Origin of the sequence: Desulfuromonas versatilis, from assembly GCF_019704135.1 — a bacterium.
Taxonomy (GTDB): Bacteria; Desulfobacterota; Desulfuromonadia; order Desulfuromonadales; family NIT-T3; genus Desulfuromonas_A; species Desulfuromonas_A versatilis.
In genome coordinates this window covers 1,244,165-1,259,476 of record NZ_AP024355.1, presented here as the reverse complement: position 1 = coordinate 1,259,476, position 15,312 = coordinate 1,244,165, and the positions used below count along the sequence as shown (strand labels likewise).

Annotated in this window: 16 protein-coding genes and 1 tRNA gene; 9 read left to right on the top strand and 8 right to left on the bottom strand. The window is 64.6% G+C overall.

The features are described 5' to 3' along the window. Genes pyrF through DESUT3_RS05520 form a run of 3 tightly spaced genes read right to left on the bottom strand, consistent with a single transcriptional unit; the run spans window position 1 to window position 3,712 of the window. Window positions 1–735: an orotidine-5'-phosphate decarboxylase gene (gene pyrF, locus DESUT3_RS05530; RefSeq protein ID WP_221251451.1), complete on the bottom strand. Its 735-nt coding sequence runs from the start codon at window positions 733–735 to the stop codon at window positions 1–3. Further along, window positions 732–1,964 (bottom strand): DUF4388 domain-containing protein, encoded by a 1,233-nt coding sequence (locus DESUT3_RS05525; RefSeq protein WP_221251450.1) that lies wholly within the window; start codon window positions 1,962–1,964, stop codon window positions 732–734. Before DESUT3_RS05525 ends, pyrF begins: the two co-directional genes overlap by 4 nt. Before the next feature lie 35 nt (window positions 1,965–1,999). Further along, a complete protein-coding gene (locus DESUT3_RS05520; RefSeq protein WP_221251449.1) occupies window positions 2,000–3,712 on the bottom strand; it encodes a proline--tRNA ligase in 1,713 nt (570 codons plus the stop codon). A gap of 242 nt (window positions 3,713–3,954) precedes the next feature. On the opposite strand from DESUT3_RS05520, the gene DESUT3_RS05515 reads away from it, so the two are divergent. The 4 genes from DESUT3_RS05515 to DESUT3_RS05500 all read left to right on the top strand — a co-directional run bounded on the left by DESUT3_RS05515 (window position 3,955) and on the right by DESUT3_RS05500 (window position 8,046). Further along, a complete protein-coding gene (locus DESUT3_RS05515) occupies window positions 3,955–5,445 on the top strand; it encodes an AAA family ATPase (protein WP_221251448.1) in 1,491 nt (496 codons plus the stop codon). A 106-nt stretch (window positions 5,446–5,551) separates the two neighbouring features. After that, window positions 5,552–5,830, top strand: coding sequence for a hypothetical protein (locus DESUT3_RS05510; protein WP_221251447.1), 279 nt, complete (start codon window positions 5,552–5,554; stop codon window positions 5,828–5,830). Between the two features lie 122 nt (window positions 5,831–5,952). Beyond that, on the top strand, window positions 5,953–6,654 hold the full coding sequence (locus DESUT3_RS05505; RefSeq protein WP_221251446.1) for an MgtC/SapB family protein: 702 nt from the start codon (window positions 5,953–5,955) through the stop codon (window positions 6,652–6,654). A 603-nt stretch (window positions 6,655–7,257) separates the two neighbouring features. Beyond that, window positions 7,258–8,046: a TIGR01458 family HAD-type hydrolase gene (locus DESUT3_RS05500; protein WP_221251445.1), complete on the top strand. Its 789-nt coding sequence runs from the start codon at window positions 7,258–7,260 to the stop codon at window positions 8,044–8,046. Window positions 8,047–8,074: 28 nt separating this feature from the next. On the opposite strand, the gene DESUT3_RS05495 is transcribed toward DESUT3_RS05500, so the two are convergent. Next, on the bottom strand, window positions 8,075–8,746 hold the full coding sequence (locus DESUT3_RS05495; protein WP_221251444.1) for a YceI family protein: 672 nt from the start codon (window positions 8,744–8,746) through the stop codon (window positions 8,075–8,077). Between the two features lie 6 nt (window positions 8,747–8,752). Next, the gene (gene ispG / locus DESUT3_RS05490; protein ID WP_221251443.1) at window positions 8,753–9,817 is read right to left on the bottom strand and encodes a flavodoxin-dependent (E)-4-hydroxy-3-methylbut-2-enyl-diphosphate synthase; all 1,065 of its coding nucleotides are present in this window, start codon (window positions 9,815–9,817) and stop codon (window positions 8,753–8,755) included. A gap of 167 nt (window positions 9,818–9,984) precedes the next feature. On the opposite strand from ispG, the gene rlmD reads away from it, so the two are divergent. Continuing rightward, window positions 9,985–11,421 (top strand): 23S rRNA (uracil(1939)-C(5))-methyltransferase RlmD, encoded by a 1,437-nt coding sequence (gene rlmD / locus DESUT3_RS05485; RefSeq protein WP_221251442.1) that lies wholly within the window; start codon window positions 9,985–9,987, stop codon window positions 11,419–11,421. Next, window positions 11,421–11,744 carry a hypothetical protein gene (locus DESUT3_RS05480; RefSeq protein ID WP_221251441.1) on the top strand — a complete coding sequence of 108 codons (324 nt, stop codon included), beginning with the start codon at window positions 11,421–11,423 and terminating at the stop codon, window positions 11,742–11,744. The genes rlmD and DESUT3_RS05480 overlap by 1 nt, the downstream gene beginning before the upstream one ends. Before the next feature lie 183 nt (window positions 11,745–11,927). Here the strand turns inward: DESUT3_RS05480 and DESUT3_RS05475 are convergent, their stop codons facing one another. Continuing rightward, window positions 11,928–12,167 (bottom strand): outer membrane protein assembly factor BamD, encoded by a 240-nt coding sequence (locus DESUT3_RS05475; RefSeq protein WP_225911633.1) that lies wholly within the window; start codon window positions 12,165–12,167, stop codon window positions 11,928–11,930. A 167-nt stretch (window positions 12,168–12,334) separates the two neighbouring features. Here DESUT3_RS05475 and yedF point away from each other — a divergent pair, with 167 nt between their 5' ends. From yedF to DESUT3_RS05460, 3 genes are all read left to right on the top strand, one after another. Next, complete coding sequence (gene yedF / locus DESUT3_RS05470; RefSeq protein WP_221251440.1) at window positions 12,335–12,919, top strand: sulfurtransferase-like selenium metabolism protein YedF; 585 nt, start codon at window positions 12,335–12,337, stop codon at window positions 12,917–12,919. Window positions 12,920–12,984: 65 nt separating this feature from the next. Continuing rightward, window positions 12,985–13,617 carry an outer membrane protein gene (locus DESUT3_RS05465; protein WP_221251439.1) on the top strand — a complete coding sequence of 211 codons (633 nt, stop codon included), beginning with the start codon at window positions 12,985–12,987 and terminating at the stop codon, window positions 13,615–13,617. 57 nt (window positions 13,618–13,674) lie between these two features. After that, window positions 13,675–13,770: transfer RNA gene (locus DESUT3_RS05460), tRNA-Sec, on the top strand. A 164-nt stretch (window positions 13,771–13,934) separates the two neighbouring features. Here DESUT3_RS05460 and DESUT3_RS05455 read toward each other — a convergent pair. Both DESUT3_RS05455 and DESUT3_RS05450 read right to left on the bottom strand, forming a co-directional pair. Continuing rightward, on the bottom strand, window positions 13,935–14,819 hold the full coding sequence (locus DESUT3_RS05455) for an OmpA family protein (RefSeq protein ID WP_221251438.1): 885 nt from the start codon (window positions 14,817–14,819) through the stop codon (window positions 13,935–13,937). Window positions 14,820–14,846: 27 nt separating this feature from the next. Beyond that, window positions 14,847–15,263 (bottom strand): DUF4398 domain-containing protein, encoded by a 417-nt coding sequence (locus DESUT3_RS05450; RefSeq protein WP_221251437.1) that lies wholly within the window; start codon window positions 15,261–15,263, stop codon window positions 14,847–14,849. Window positions 15,264–15,312: the final 49 nt, after the last annotated feature.

Below are 15,312 nucleotides of genomic sequence, written 5' to 3'. Positions count from 1 at the left end.
TCAGCCGCGGGCGAGGGCCCCGGCCATCTCCTCGAGGATCAGGTCCGCGGCAGCCACCGGGTCGGCGGCCGCAGAGATCGGCCGGCCGATAACCAGATAATCGGCCCCGGAAGCAATGGCCTCGGCGGGGGTGGTCACCCGCTTCTGGTCGTCCATGGCAGCAAAGGCCGGACGCACCCCGGGGGTGACGATGGCGAAATCGGCGCCGCAGGCCTCGCGGATCAGCGGCACCTCCTTGGGCGAGGCAACCACCCCATCCATCCCGGCATCTTTGGCCAGCCGCGCCAGCCTGGGAACCATCTCGGCCATCGGCCGCTCGATCCCCACCTCGCGCAGGGTCTGCTCTGTTGAGGAGGTAAGGATGGTGACCGCCAGCAGCAGCGGCCGCCGCTCATCCCCCCGGGGGTAGAGCTTGTCGATCTCCGCCACGGTGCGGGCCATCATCTCGGCCCCGCCCAAGGCGTGAACGTTGAACATTCTCACCCCCATGCGGGCCGCCTCGAGCCCGGCCATGGCGACCGTATTGGGGATGTCGTGATATTTGAGATCGAGAAACACCTGAGCCCCTTCGGCCTGCACCATGTGCACCACCTCGGGCCCGCAGCGGGTGAACAGCTGCTTGCCGACCTTGAACACCCCCACCTGCTCGCGGAGCTGCTTGACCCACTTCTCTGCGGCTTCGAAATTGTCAACATCCAGAGCGAAGATCAAACGCTCCCTGGCCTGGCTCTTCATGACTGCCTCCCGATCAAATTCTTCACCCGCCGCGTCACCTCCTGGACCCGCTGGACCAGTTCGGCCGACCCTTCCACCCCCAGCTCCCGCCGGGCGAGGGCGCATTCGGCAAAAACCAGCTCACTGAGCGCCTCGGCGAGCAGCTTCTTCTTGTCCCCCTCTTCAAGGCCGGCCAGATTTCTCAAAATGCGGCCCCCGTCGACGCTGCCGTCCTCGCGCAGGGCGACATCGCGAAACACGTAGGAAAACGGCTGCGGCAGATCGCGCATGAAAATCCGCATCTCTTCGCCGAACCCGGCATGGCGGGCGGCAACCCTGGCGAAAAGGGCCACCAGGGCGCCGTTGAATACCGACAAAACCTTTCCAAGCTCCCCGTCAAGGGCGACGGCCGGGGCATCTTCCATGCGCACCGCCCCCTTCTCCAGAAGCTGGTGCAGGGCGCGCAGCCCCTCGAACTCTTCCACCCCGCTTTTGCGCAGCACCTCGCGGGCGTCGAAGCGCCCTTCCCGGATCACCAGCATCATGCGCTTGGCCAGCGCCGGCAAACCGTCCTGCACAGGCTTGTCGCCAGGCACGGGCACCGCCTCCAGGGATCCGATGCGGCGCATGAACAAAGCCCTTTCGTCGACCCGCCGCAACCCCTCCATGATCATGTTCTGGGTGCTCATGGAGAGCCGGACGATCTCTTCGCCCTCGAGGGACTTGCTGACGAAGAAATAGCTCCCCTGGTGGTGGGCGAAAAGATTGTAGATGATGGTCTCGACCTGCTGACGGGTGGCCAGCCACAAGTCCTTGGGGGTCACCGCCCCCTTTTCCACGAGCACTTTGCCGATGGAATTGCGGGCGGTAATCAGGGAGCGCAACCGCAGCAGGGTGTCCCGGTCGATCTTGGCCAATCCGCAGAGGATTTCGCCCAGATCCTCCTCGGGAAAGCTGCTGGCGGCGAAGATGATTTCCCCGTTCTGGAAATAAAGATCCTTGCCGCCTCCGCCGAAAGCGAAGCTCAGTACCCCGGTCTTGCGAAACATGTTGAAAAAGGAGAGCAGATCCGCCACCTCCACCCCACCGAGGCTGCCGGCCAGCACCAGCTCTTCGCCGCTGGCCTCGGTGGTCAGCAGCAGATGGGCGGGTGAGAGGGACTTCACCTCCAGAGGGTTCTTGCCCAGCTCGCGGGCCACCCTGTGGGGCAGCGGCAGGCGGCCGTTGCTGTCAATGTTCAGCTTGCTCATCGATAGCCATCCTCGCGGGGGGCCCGGCCTGGACCTCAGGCCAGCGCCTGGCTCACCCGCTCCGCCAGCAGCCGGGCCGCGTCGGCCACCGGCAGCATGGTGCGCTCGCCGTTGCGGCGCTCCTGCAGCTCCAGCGCCCCCTCCTTGATGCCGCGCGAGCCGACGGTCACCCGCAGCGGGATGCCGACCAGGTCGGCGTCCTTGAACTTGCTGCCGGGGCGCTCGTCGCGATCGTCGAGCAGCACCTCCACGCCCAGCTCGAGCAGCTCGGCGTAGAGTTTTTCGCTCGCCTCGCGGACCTCCTGGTCCTTGGGGTTGACCATGGTGACCAGCACCTGGAAGGGCGCGATGGGCATGGGCCAGATGATGCCGTTCTCGTCGTAGTTCTGCTCGATGGCCGCGGCCACGGTGCGGCCTACGCCGATGCCGTAGCAGCCCATGAACAGCACCTGCTCCTGCCCCTTGTCGTCGAGCACGGTGGCTTCCATGGCCGCCGAGTACTTGGTGCCGAGCTTGAACACGTGGCCCACCTCGATGCCCCGCCAGCTCTCCAGCTTGCCGCTGCAGCGCGGGCAGGGGTCGCCGGCCACCGCCTGGCGCAGGTCGGCAAAGCGCTCCACGGTGAAGTCCCGGCCCAGGTTGACGCCTGTGAAATGGGCATCCTTCTCGTTGGCGCCGGTGATGAAATCGGCCATGGACTGCACCTCCTGGTCGGCCAGGATGCGCAGCTTCAGCCCCACCGGGCCGGCGAAGCCGCTCGGCGAGCCGGTGACCTTCAGCACGATCTCCTCGGGGGCCAGCTCCACCCAGTTGCAGCCGAGCAGGCGGGTGAGCTTGATGTCGTTGAGCTCGCGGTCGCCGCGCAGCAGCACCGCCACGGTTTCACCGGTATCGGTCTGCACCACCAGGGTCTTGACCAGCCGCTCGGCGGAGGTTTCGAGGAACAGGGCGACATCCTCGATGGTCTTGCGGGCCGGGGTCAGTACCTTCTGCAGTTCCTGGCCGGGGGCCGGCGCCGGCTGGCCGGAGGCGCGCAGCTCGGCCTTCTCGACGTTGGCGGCGTACTCACAGCTGTCGCAGGAGACAATGGCGTCCTCGCCCGATTCGGCCAGCACCATGAACTCGTGGGAGAAGCTGCCGCCGATGGCGCCGGTGTCGGCCTCGACGGCGCGGAACTTCAGCCCGCAGCGCTCGAAAATGCGCCGGTAGGCCTGGTACATCTTTTCATAGGCCTTGTCGGCGCCGGCCTCGTCGAGATCGAAGGAATAGGCGTCCTTCATGATGAACTCGCGGCCGCGCATCAGCCCGAAGCGGGGCCGGATCTCGTCGCGGAACTTGGTCTGGATCTGGTAGAGGTTGAGCGGCAGCTGGCGGTAGGAGCGGATCTCCCGGCGCACGATGTCGGTCACCACCTCCTCGTGGGTGGGTCCGAGGCAGAAGCTGGCTTCCTTGCGGTCCTTCAGGCGCAGCAGCTCCTTGCCGTACTGCTCCCAGCGCCCCGATTCCTGCCAGAGCTCGCCCGGCACCACCATCGGCATGAGGATCTCGATGGCGCCGGCGCGGTTCATCTCCTCGCGCACGATGTTCTCCACCTTGCGCAGCGAGCGCAGGCCGAGGGGCAGGTAGCTGTAAATGCCGGCGGCAACCTTGCGGATCATCCCGGTGCGCAGCATGAGCTGATGACTGGTCACCTCCGCATCGGCGGGGGTCTCCTTGAGCGTGTTGAGCATATATTGGGTATAGCGCATGAAAAACCTCGATAGCCAGACTGGGTTCAACCGGACGCGGCAGGTCCGCGACAATCGGACAGAAGCCTGCAAGAGCCCGGAGCTCGGAGCATTTCCGCAGAGAAACTAGCCTATTTCCCCAGCAATTGCAAGGAATCTCGTCCTCTTGCCCTCCCCGGGGAGGAGAAGGGTCGCGCCGATGGACATGCCACCGTCAATGGTATATATAACAGTGGCGGATCTCTACTTCACGAGGAGCAAACATGGAAGAGCAGCTGACCCTGGCCAACTTCTGCCAGCTGGTTGCGGCGGGCGCCCCGCTGCTGTACCTGAGCACCCCCAACGAAGGGCGAACCGCGGCCCTGGTGCACCGCGCCGCCACCGGCGTCATCAAGGGCCTGGGCGAGCCGCTGAGCTGGAGCTGCAGCGGCGGCTTTGCCGGCCACCCCGGCACCGACGAGCCCGAGGCGGCCCTGCGCTGGGCCATCGGCCAGGGCCCCCGGGGCATTTTCGTCTTCAGGGACTTTCACTGGTTCTGGCAGGACAACCCCTTCATCCAGCGCCTGCTCCTCGATTTTGCCGCCTCCCGCAAGCAGCCCGGCAAGACCCTGGTCTTTCTCGGCCGCGAGCCGCGGATACCGGCGGAACTGCAGGACCAGTTCCTGCTGCTCGACCACGGGCTGCCCGACCGGGCCGAGATCCTCGCCTGGCTGGAGGCCAGCCGCGGCAAGGAACTCGGCCACGACGCCATCCTCGCCGAACCCGAGGCCCTGGCGCGCCTGACCCTGGCCGCCCAGGGCCTCGATCTGCCCGATCTCGAACGGGCGCTGCGGCTGGCCCGGGTCACCCGGGGGGCCGGGCTCGAGACCGTGGTCGCCGCCCTCTACCGCGACAAAAAACAGAAGCTGCGCAAGACCGGCATCATGGAGTTTGTCGACAACGACGTGCGCCCCGAGCAGGTCGGGGGGATGGACAACCTCAAGGACTGGATGGCCAAGCGCGAGAAGGCCTTCGGCGCCGCCGCCCTGGCCGAGGGCAAAAACCTCCCCAAGGGCGTACTGATGATGGGGGTGAGCGGCTGCGGCAAGAGCCTGTTCGTCAAGGCCATCGCCGCGCGCTGGAAGCTGCCCCTGGTGCGCCTCGATATGGCCACGGTCTACTCGGGGGCCTTCGGTTCTCCCGAAACCAGCCTGCGCCGGGCCACCCGCACCGCCGAGGCGCTTGCGCCCTGCGTGCTGTGGATCGACGAGATCGAAGCCGGCATCTCCAGCCAGGGGTTCAAGGCCGAAGGGGGCGCCGCCTCGCGGGTGCTCGGCTATTTTCTGACCTGGATGCAGGAAAAACGGCGCCCGGTGTTCGTCGCTGCCACCGCCAACGCCATCGAGATGCTCCCCGCCGAGGTCCTGCGCAAGGGGCGCTTCGACGAGATCTTCTACGTGGCGCTGCCCGAGGTGGCAGAACGCGAGGCGATCTTCCGCATCCACCTGCAGAAACGGAACTTCGACCCCGGCAGCTTCAACCCGGCCATGCTTGCCCACTCGGCCAAGGGCTTCTCCGGAGCAGAGATCGAGCAGGCGGTTGCCAGCGCCTGCTTCGAAGCCACCGCCCAGGGGCGGGAGATGACCCAGCAGGACATTCTCGAAGCCATCAGCCGCACCGTCCCCCTGTCGGTGACCATGGCCGAACAACTAAAGAAGATCGAGGCCTGGGCCTTCAAACGGGCCGTCCCCGCCGGCCGCGCGGGTGCCAAATAGCCTGCGGCACCCCTGCGCCAGGCTTGCTTTGGCCGCGCCACCCCCTAAACTTGAAACAGGAACCGGCTTCCCCCTCCTTCACCCCCCTGAAGTAGGAGACCATGTTTTGGGCGACCAGGGCAAAATCCGCGAAGTCCCCTTTGCCGAACGGGCCGCGGTGCGCAGCGAAGTGCGCCAGGAGATCGAGGCCGTGCGCTGGCTACTCGAAGCGATGCGCGAACGGCTGCCTGCGCAGAGCGCCACGGCCAAGGCCATAGAGCGACGCGCCCCCTGGCGGGAGATCCTGCAGTTCGCCCGCTGGGAAGAATGCTTCGAGGTCGCCGGCCTGCTCGAGGACGCCATCGCCACGCTCGAGGACGATATCCCCCCCGAGGTCCTGGGCTGACCCTCCCCCTCCGCCAATCCCGCACCCTCCCGCTGAAATCTCCGGGCTCGTCGTTTTGGGTGGCATCCTGGCCGTCCGGGGAGTACATTGGCAGAACCCATTCCCCGCGACAGGAGTTCCCGATGTTCTTGGCAAACACTCTCCACGGCAGCTACGAGGCCATGGTCCTGGTCAAACTGCTCCTTTCCGCCCTGGCCGGTGGCATCATCGGCGTCGAGCGGGAAAAACACGGCCGCCCCGCCGGCCTGCGCACCCACCTTCTGGTGGCCGTGGCGGCCTGCCTGATGATGGTGGTCTCCGAAGCCTTCTATCTCAAGTACGGGGACCTGGCCGGCACCGGGGTGGTGCGCCTCGACCCATCGCGGGCCGCGGCGCAGATCATCTCGGGCATCGGCTTTCTCGGCGCCGGGGTGATCCTCAAGGAAGGGGTCAATATCCGCGGGCTGACCACCGCCGCCTCGCTGTGGATGGCCGCCGGCCTCGGCATGGCCTTCGGCATGGGGCTGGTCGCACCTGCGGCCATGGCCGCCGCGGTGGCCCTGGCCAGCCTGATCTGGCTGAAAAAACTCGAACCGGTCATCCAAAAAGACCGCTACCTGTTTCTGACGGTGATCGCCGAAAACCGCGGCGGAATCTACGAAGAGCTGGAGGGCCTGCTTACCGAGAGGAACCTGCGTTTGAACAATATCGAATCCAGCCTCGATCTTGCCAAATGCGAGGTCTGCTACGAGTTCATCATCACCAATCACCATCGCCGCATCGGTCGCGAGCTGACCCAGGCCATTTCCACCCTGGCCGGGGTCCGGCGGATAAACTTCAAATAGGTCTTCGCCTCAGGAAAACGAGACAGGGTTTCATTTTTCGCGACTTTCACGGCCATTAATTTTTTTCCACCCCCCTCCCCCCGCGCTCCTCAACCCGGAAAAGCCCTGACGCCACAGCAAAAACACAAACGTTATTCTATGAAAAATAGAGCATTGACACTTGCCTGTCGTTGGTCTTACCATTTAGCGTAAACCACAAGACAAAACCCTCGATGCGAGCATCGGGGTCTCTCTTTTCCTTTGGCGGGCGCCACATGATCGGCTTCATCCTGAAAAGATGCACCTTGCAGCAGATGGCATTCCTGCTGCGCAGCTCCCGCCCGGCCAGGGAACAGGACCGTCCGCAAACCGCAAAAAAGGTCAGACCAATCTCCCTGCAGTTCTCCTCCCGGGCTCGCAAGAAACTGGGATGGGCTCAATTCGTCTGCCGGCGGGCCCATTAATCAGCAACACCTCCGCCCTCGCCAGCCCCCCCCCGCTGCAAATCCGCCACCCTTAGAATTTATGAAACCCGACCATGCAGCCCTGCTGCATCGGCACGATTTTGCTGCTAAGCTTAGGAAAATTGCGGCAGCAATCTCGATTGCCCGATGAGGAATGTGCATGGGAGCCTTACTGTTTGACCTGGACGGGGTGATCTATCAGGCGGGAAAGCCGATCGAAGGGGCCCGGCAGACCATTGCCTGGGTCCGGAAAAAAGGGATCGCCCACCTTTTTCTGACCAATACCAGCTCACGCCCCCGCAGCGCGCTGGTCGAGAGGCTGGCGCGGATGGGGATCGAGGCGGATGAATCGCAGATCCTGACCCCGTCGGTGGTGGCCGCCGACTGGCTGCGCCGCCGCCATGCGGGCCCGGTAGCCCTGTTCGTCCCCGAGGCGACCCAGGCCGAGTTCACCGGGTTGCCGCTTCTCGACCCCGGGGATGAGAGCGGGGCGGCGGCAGTGGTTGTCGGCTTTCTGGGGGAACAGTGGGATTTCGCCCGCCTCAACCGCGCCTTCCGCCTGCTGATGGAGGAGCCCCGACCGCAGCTCATCGCCCTGGGGATGAGCCGCTACTGGCGCGCATCCCGGGGCCTGTCCCTGGATGTCGCTCCCTTCGTGGTGGCCCTGGAGCATGCCGCCGGGGTCCAGGCCAGGGTCTTGGGCAAACCCGCCCCCGAGTTCTTCCGGGCTGCGCTGGAGACCCTCGGGACGCCTGCGGAGCAGACCTTCATGGTCGGCGATGATATTCGCGGAGATATCGAGGGGGCCCAGCGGGCGGGGCTGCAAGGATTGTTGGTGCGGACGGGAAAGTTCCGGCCGACGGACCTGGGGTTGGAGGTTTGTCCCGAGGGGGTTCTGGACTCGGTGGCCGATCTTCCCGCCTGGTGGGAAAGCCGCCGGGGAAGCTGAGGGGCTGACGGGACGTTTGGGGGGGGGGTTACTGGCCCTGGGGCCTGGCCACGATGTCGAAGGTGACGTTAAGTTTGTTCTCGACCTTGACCAACCCGCCGAACAGGGTGACGGGTTCGATGTCGAAAGGCTTCTGGCGCAGGGGGAATTCGCCGCTGGCCCGCAGCAAGCCGTCTTCCACGGTCACCCGCCCGTCGATGGCGATCCGGTGGGTCACCCCGTGCAGTTCGAGATCCCCCCACAGCCGCACATCGTAGTTGCCGTCCTCCCCCGCCAGGCGCTCGATCTTGGTGCTGCGAAAGCGGATCGCCGGGAAGCGGCCGGTCTCGAGCACATTCTGGCGCATCTGCACTTCGATTTTCTGCCGATCCTCTTCGTTGATCCGGTCGATAACCGTCAACGACTCGCTGGCCACGGTCATCTCCAGGCGCAGCGGATCGAACCCTTCGGGGCCCATTTCGACCTTGCCGATAAAATCCCGCACCGCAATGGTGTGGTCATGCCCGAACATCCCCAGAGCCCCCCCGGTGAAGGCGCGCACGGTAAAGCGGCTCTGCACCGGGTCGAACTGGTAGATGGCCTTTTCCGTGGGGTCGGCAGACTCCGCCGCCAGCGCCGGAAGGCAGAGCCAATGCAGGGCGAAAATCATCGCGGCGGCAAGGCGGATGCGAACCCCAGTCATCCAGAAACCGTGGCGCATACTTGGCTATTCTCCCTCGAGGCCGGCCAGCTGCCGGGCCTCCTCGACCAGGGCATCGGCAAGCTGCTCCTGGGGGACCTTGCGCACCACCTCCCCCTTGCGGAACAGCAGCCCCTGCCCCCTGCCGCCGGCGATACCGACATCGGCCTCACGAGCTTCCCCGGGGCCGTTGACCACACACCCCATGACCGCCACAGTGATCTTCTTTGGCAGATCATGGAGACGTCGTTCCACCTCCTCCGCCACCTCGATCAAGTTGATCTGGCAGCGGCCGCAGGTGGGACAGCTCACGAACACCGGGCCGCGCTCACGCAGCCCGAGACTTTTCAAAATCTCCCATCCGACCCGCACCTCTTCGACCGGGTCCCCGGTCAGCGACACCCGCAAAGTGTCGCCGATCCCCTCGTAGAGCAGGGTGCCCAGGCCAACCGCGCTTTTTATGGTGCCGCTCCAGGTGGTGCCGGCCTCGGTGATGCCGATGTGCAGCGGGTAGTCGACCTTGGCCGCGAGCAGTCGATAGGCTTCGACGGTGCGGCGGATGTCCGAGGCCTTGAGGCTGACCTTGATCTCCGGATAGCCGAGGTCCTCGAGAAGGCGGATGTGGCCGAGGGCGCTCTCGACCATCGCCTCGGCAGTCGGGTGGCCGTACTTTTCAAGCAGCTCTTTTTCCAGGGAGCCGCCGTTGACCCCGATGCGGATCGGCACCCGGCGCTCGGCACAGGCCTTGACCACCTCTTCGACTTTCCAGCGCTCGCCGATATTGCCCGGGTTGAGCCGCAGACCGTCCACCCCGCTCTGCAGCGAGCCGAGGGCCAGCCGATAGTCGAAATGGATATCGGCGATCACCGGCATGGGGCTCTGGGGACAGATCTTCGCCAGCGCCCGGGCCGCCTCCTGGTCAGGCACGGCGCAGCGCACGATCTCGCAGCCGGCCTCGGCCAGCCGCCCGATCTGTGCCAGGGTGGCGGCCGCGTCCCGGGTGTCCGTGTTGCACATGGACTGGACGGAGACCGGTGCGTCCCCCCCGACCCTCACCTTGCCAACGGTTATCTGGCGCGTCGCTCTGGACATGAATCGGCCTTCGGTGGAAAAAACTGAAGAAAACGATACTGAAAACCGCCTGAGTGTAGCGGCCGTCCGACCGCCAAGTCAAGCAGCGAAGTCATTGACAGGGTGTTGCCGAGGGTTTAAGGTGCAGCAACGCTTTACCAACACGGCAATCAGGGTACACATATACCATGGAAAAAAAGCAGAACAACGCCAGAAAAAGCTCCCGCCGGCCCCCGGCGCCGGTGCTGGAAATCGACATCGAGCACCTCGATGAACAGGGGATCGGTACCGGCCGCAGCGGCGGCAAGCAGGTGCTGGTCGCCGGGGCCCTGGCCGGGGAAAAGGTCGCCGTAAGCATCGAGCACGAAGGCCAGCGGCGCATCATCGGCCGCCTGCGCCGAGTGCTCCAGCCCAGCCCCGAACGCCGCCCCTCGCCCTGCGCCCATGCCAACGCCTGCCTCGGCTGCTCGCTTATTCATTTGCAGCAGCCGGCCCAGAGCGCCTTCAAACAGCGGCAGGTCGGCGAGGCCCTGGCCGCCTATCCGAGTCTGCGCCAGACCAGGGTGAACCCGCTCTGGGAGGCCCCGCAGCCCCTCGGCTACCGCACCAGCGCCAAACTGGCTTTCGGCAAGCAGCGCGGCGCCGTGCGCGTCGGACTCTACCGGCGCGGCAGTCACGACGTGGTCGACATCGCCGACTGCCCGCTGCACCACCCGCTGATCAACCGCATCGCCCAGACGGTGCGCGAGGAGGTGCAACGGCAGAACGTCTACGTCTACGACCCGATCCGCCTGCGCGGGCTGCTGCGCTACCTGCTGGTAAGGGTCAGCCCGGGGGCGAACAAGGCCATGGTCACCTTCGTCACCACCGAGCGCAACTTTCGCGAGGTCACCCATCTGGCCAAGTGGCTCAAGAAAAAGGTGCCCGAGGTGATTTCCGTGCAGCAGAACGTCAACCCCTCCTCCGGCAACGTCATCTTCGGCCGCGAGACGCTGCGGGTACTCGGCGCGCCGGACCTGATCGACGCCGTCGGCGAGGTGCGCCTGCGTATCTCGCCGACCTCCTTCTTCCAGGTCAACCACGACCAGGCGGCGCGCATCTACGCGCTGGTGCGCCAGTGGGCCCGCCTGAGCCCGAAGGATACCGCCGTCGATCTGTACTGCGGCATCGGCGGGATTGCCCTCAACCTGGCCCGCGACTGCGCGCGGGTGATCGGCATCGAGGCCGTGGAGGAGGCGGTGCGCAACGCCAGGGAAAATGCCCGCATGAACCAGCTGCCGAACTGCCAGTTTCGGGCCGGCGACGCCGCCGACCTGGTGCAAGATCTCAGCCTCGAGGTTGAACCCGGCGCCGTGGCCGTGGTCAACCCGCCGCGCAGCGGTTGCGAACGCGAGGTGCTCGAAGCCCTCGCCGGCCTTCAGCCGAGGGCCCTGATCTACGTCTCCTGCAATCCCGGGACCCTGGCCCGCGACCTGGACATCTTCGCCCAACTCGGCTACCGCACCGAGGAGGTTCAGCCGGTCGACATGTTTCCCCAGACCCCGCACGTCGAGTCGGTGGCCCGCCTGGTGCAGGCCCCGCGCGAGACAAAAAAGCCCACCCACCCGCGCGGGAAACAGGGGTGATGCTGCCGACCCTCAGCGCCCTGCTGCTGTTTCTGGCCGCGCTGCTGCACTCCTTCAGCTTCATGTGCCGCAAGCTTCCCGCCGGGCGCCGCCCACGGCTCTACCCCGGCTCGGGCGGCGCCCGGGTTCTGCTCGACCTGACCTGGCTGCTGCTGTTTTTGACCGGAGCCTGGCTTGCCTTGCAGATTTCTACGACCCTGGGCATCCTGGCGGCGGTCGTCTACTTCGTGGTGCTCCCCTTCGTCTTCCAACCGCCCATGGCCCGCATGATGGGCTTTGCCTCCCTGCGTGCCTACCTGGAAACGGTGGACCGCGGCCAATAGCTAGTTTTCATCCGGAAACGGCCCTTTTCCGCAAACCCTGCGTCAATCTGCGGCCTTGCTTGTGCGGCGTACCGATGTACGCCTCCGCTCAAGCCCTTGATTTCCTTGGCCTTGCGAAAAATTCCTCGTTTCCGATATGAAAACTACGTCGTTGCCGTCCGAAGTTTCCGGACGGCCACTAGTCTATTGGCCGCCCTCCAGCTCGGTCAGCCGCTGCTGTGCTTTTTCGGCATAAGGCGAGCCGGGGTGTTTGTCGAGAATCTGCCGGTAAAGGGCAGCGGCGTGGTCGGGGTTGTACTGACGCTCCTCGAGTTGCGCCGTCTCGTAGAGATCCTTGGCTTTGTCGCCGCAGCCGGCCAGGGCAAGCCCCAGGCACAGCGCGCTCAGCAGGGGGCGCCAACCTCTCCAGCGCGATTTCCGCATAGCAAAATCCTCCCAGCGTGTATGGCTGAATATTCGCACCATTCTACCAGCTTCGCCGCCCACCGCCAGCCCTCGGCGCAGGACCGCCCCCAATGCCCCTTGTCAATGCGGGGATAATCCTCTATAGTCGGGCCAGTTCCACGAATTTTCCCGAAGAAGGCCAAACCATGACCACCCTGGATTGCCGGGCGCACAAGTGCCCCCACCCCGTCGTCGAAACCCGCAAGCTGCTCCTCGCTTCCCCCGGCACCCCCCTGACCGTGCTGGTCGGGGACGAAACGGCCCGCGAAAACGTCAGCCGCCTGGCCCGCAGCCAGGGCTACCAGGTTGAGGCAACCCCCAGCGAGGGAGGCTTCACTCTGCAGCTGAGCCCGGGCACTGCCCCCGCCTCCACAGTCGCGGATGCACCGGCTGCGGGGAAGACCGTCGCCTTCATTACCGCCGACACCCTGGGCGACGGCAACGAGGAGCTCGGCCGGATCCTGATGAAGAACTTCATCTTCACCCTCGCCGAACTCGACGCCCCACCCGACACCCTGCTGTTCGCCAATGCCGGGGTCAAGCTCACCACCGAGGGCTCCGAAGTCCTCGAAGCTCTGGAAAAAATTGCCTGCATGGGCAGCGACATCGCCTCCTGCGGCTTGTGCCTGGAATTCTATCAGCTCAAGGACAAGCTCGCCGCGGGCCGCGCCACCAACATGCTGGATATCGTCGAAACCCTGCAGAAGGCCGGGCGGGTCATCCGCCCCTGATCGATTTGCCCCATCCGCCCGGGCGCCCGTTGTTCTGTATTCCTGTAATTTCCATGGAGGCCACCATGCACCGCATCACCTTCGCCCTGCTCCCGCTGCTGCTGTTTCTGCTCAGCACCCCCACGGCCCGCGCCGCCACCACCGACTACCTCGGGGGGCAGGTGAGCGCCGTGTTCCTGGAAGATTCCGGCAACAGCTACGACAAGCTCAACCTGCGCCTCGACAGCGAATACGACACCGGCCTCGGCCTGGCGGCGATTTTCGGCAAGAAATACGACAACGGCTTCCGGGTCGAGGGTGAGCTGGGCTACCGCACCAATGATGTCAGCGAAATCAAAGATGCTACGCAGAGCTACGCCTTTGATGGTGACATTTCGGTTTTCAGCTTCTTGTTCAACACCTTTTTTGATATCCGCAATCCCTCACCGGTAACCCCCTATTTCGGCGGCGGCGCCGGCATCGCCCTGGTTCTGCTCGACGTCAACCTCGCCGCCTTCTCTATCGACGACGACACCACGGTCTTCGCCTACCAGCTCGGTGCCGGTGTCGGCGTGGACATCACCCCCCAGTTCACCCTGGATCTCGGCTACCGCTACTTCGCCACCGGCGACCCGCGCATCGAAGATGAGGATGGTGCCAAGTTCAAGACCGAGTACGACAGCCACAACCTCATGGCCGGCTTCCGGGTGGCTTTCTAAATCCCTGAACAGGCTTGCCTGTCCAACCTAATCGTGGTATCAAAAGGAAGCTTATTTGGGAGCAGATAGTAGTCTGGTGACGCTCCCGGTCTTCAAAACCGGTGGGGGGCGTATCCCGTCCCCGGTGGGTTCGATTCCCATCTGCTCCCGCCAAATCAAAAAGGTCCGGCCCGCTAGGGTCGGGCCTTTTTCACTGCCATGGGAATCGAAACGCAGCGAGCGACGTGGGCAATTCCCCACGGCCCGCGCCTTAAAGCGCGAAAGGCCTGCCCGGGCTGGGCAGACCTTTCGTGTTAATCCGTTGCGTCGACGCGTCCTTACTGAACCCGTTCGGGTATCTGGCCCGCCTCATCGCTGATGATTACTTCCACCCTCCGGTTCTGCTGCCGCCCGGCCACCGATTCATTGTTGGCGATGGGGTAGGATTCTCCGAAGCCTCGGGCCTGGATGCGCTCCAGGCTGATCCCTTCATCCAGCAGCGCGTATTTTACCGCCTCGGCACGCCGCTGGGAAAGCTGAAGATTGTAGTCTTCCGAACCGGTGCTGTCGGTAAACCCTTCGACCATCACCCTGCGCTCGGGATATTCCTTTAGAAAATCCGCCAGTTTTTCCACGGTGCGCAGTCCGCCCGGGTTGAGGACGGCCTTGTTGACGTCGAAAAGTATGTCCCCCAGGGTCAGGACCATTCCCCGTTGGGTCGGTTTGGCCTGCAGTTCGGAGAGTTCCGCTTCGAGCTGTCGGGCTCGCGCCTGGGCCTCTTCCATGGCGCGGGCCCGCTCCTCTGCCTGCCGTCGTGCCTCTTCGGCCCGCTGGATCGCACTTTGGGCCTCGGCTTCCCGGGCGCTGAGCAGGACTTGGGTGCGCGTGGAGGCGGCCTTTTCCACTACGGCCTCGGCCTTGTGCAGGTCGGAGACCTCCTGGGCGAGGGCGGTCCGCTGCCGGGCAAGATAGGCGTAATGATCGATCACTTCGTCTTCACCCCCGGCTACCCAGGCTGCCTCCGCCCTGATGAGAGCCTCTTTGGCCTCGGTGAGCGCCACCGGGGCATACTGATGGACTTCAGGATCGCTCTGGGTCGAGGAGTAGGCTGCCCGCGCTTGTTCCAAGGCCTGATTCTCGACCTTCTTGGCACAACCGAGCTGAAGGATCAGCACTCCAGCCAGGGCCCAATACCACCACTTAAGCATGATTGACTGTTTCATTGTCCTCTCCTGTGGTTGGCAAGATGCTCAAGGACTGCTCCTCCGTTCGATCTCCCGCTGCAGCGTTTCAATGCTCTGGTTCAGTTCCTGGGCGGCCTTCTCGGTTTTCACCCGGCGGGATCTGGCTTCGGCCAACCTGGCATCGACCTCGGCCTGTTCGGCCAGTCGCCGGGCCTTATCATAATCCTCTTTTTGCATGGCTGCTTCGGCCTGTTTGATTTTCTCCTCCGCAGAACGGAATTCCAACGGCGCGAATTGATGAGCGCCCGCACTCTCCGCGCCGACGATGGCCGCCTTGGTGACCCTGATCTGCTCATTGGGGGGAGGAGTACCAGCACAACCTGCCAGAGCCAAGCCACCGATTGTCAGCAGAGCGCTCAGATGATTTGTCCATTTCATCCCCGTTCTCCCTTCGTAATTTGGATTGGCTTTCTCCATCAGCATAAGCCAACTCTAATACATTGCCGACCCTTGTCAAACACCGCGCGATGAG

Excerpts from the sequence above, each read along its gene's own strand:
- DESUT3_RS05500 (WP_221251445.1), top strand. The coding sequence starts at position 7,258 with ATGGGAGCCTTACTGTTTGACCTGGACGGGGTGATCTATCAGGCGGGA.
- DESUT3_RS05495 (WP_221251444.1), bottom strand. The coding sequence starts at position 8,746 with ATGCGCCACGGTTTCTGGATGACTGGGGTTCGCATCCGCCTTGCCGCC.
- DESUT3_RS05475 (WP_225911633.1), bottom strand. The coding sequence starts at position 12,167 with ATGCGGAAATCGCGCTGGAGAGGTTGGCGCCCCCTGCTGAGCGCGCTG.
- DESUT3_RS05465 (WP_221251439.1), top strand. The coding sequence starts at position 12,985 with ATGCACCGCATCACCTTCGCCCTGCTCCCGCTGCTGCTGTTTCTGCTC.
- DESUT3_RS05505 (WP_221251446.1), top strand. The coding sequence starts at position 5,953 with ATGTTCTTGGCAAACACTCTCCACGGCAGCTACGAGGCCATGGTCCTG.
- DESUT3_RS05525 (WP_221251450.1), bottom strand. The coding sequence starts at position 1,964 with ATGAGCAAGCTGAACATTGACAGCAACGGCCGCCTGCCGCTGCCCCAC.
- ispG (WP_221251443.1), bottom strand. The coding sequence starts at position 9,817 with ATGTCCAGAGCGACGCGCCAGATAACCGTTGGCAAGGTGAGGGTCGGG.
- pyrF (WP_221251451.1), bottom strand. The coding sequence starts at position 735 with ATGAAGAGCCAGGCCAGGGAGCGTTTGATCTTCGCTCTGGATGTTGAC.
- DESUT3_RS05455 (WP_221251438.1), bottom strand. The coding sequence starts at position 14,819 with ATGAAACAGTCAATCATGCTTAAGTGGTGGTATTGGGCCCTGGCTGGA.
- yedF (WP_221251440.1), top strand. The coding sequence starts at position 12,335 with ATGACCACCCTGGATTGCCGGGCGCACAAGTGCCCCCACCCCGTCGTC.
- DESUT3_RS05515 (WP_221251448.1), top strand. The coding sequence starts at position 3,955 with ATGGAAGAGCAGCTGACCCTGGCCAACTTCTGCCAGCTGGTTGCGGCG.
- DESUT3_RS05450 (WP_221251437.1), bottom strand. The coding sequence starts at position 15,263 with ATGCTGATGGAGAAAGCCAATCCAAATTACGAAGGGAGAACGGGGATG.
- DESUT3_RS05520 (WP_221251449.1), bottom strand. The coding sequence starts at position 3,712 with ATGCGCTATACCCAATATATGCTCAACACGCTCAAGGAGACCCCCGCC.
- DESUT3_RS05480 (WP_221251441.1), top strand. The coding sequence starts at position 11,421 with ATGCTGCCGACCCTCAGCGCCCTGCTGCTGTTTCTGGCCGCGCTGCTG.
- rlmD (WP_221251442.1), top strand. The coding sequence starts at position 9,985 with ATGGAAAAAAAGCAGAACAACGCCAGAAAAAGCTCCCGCCGGCCCCCG.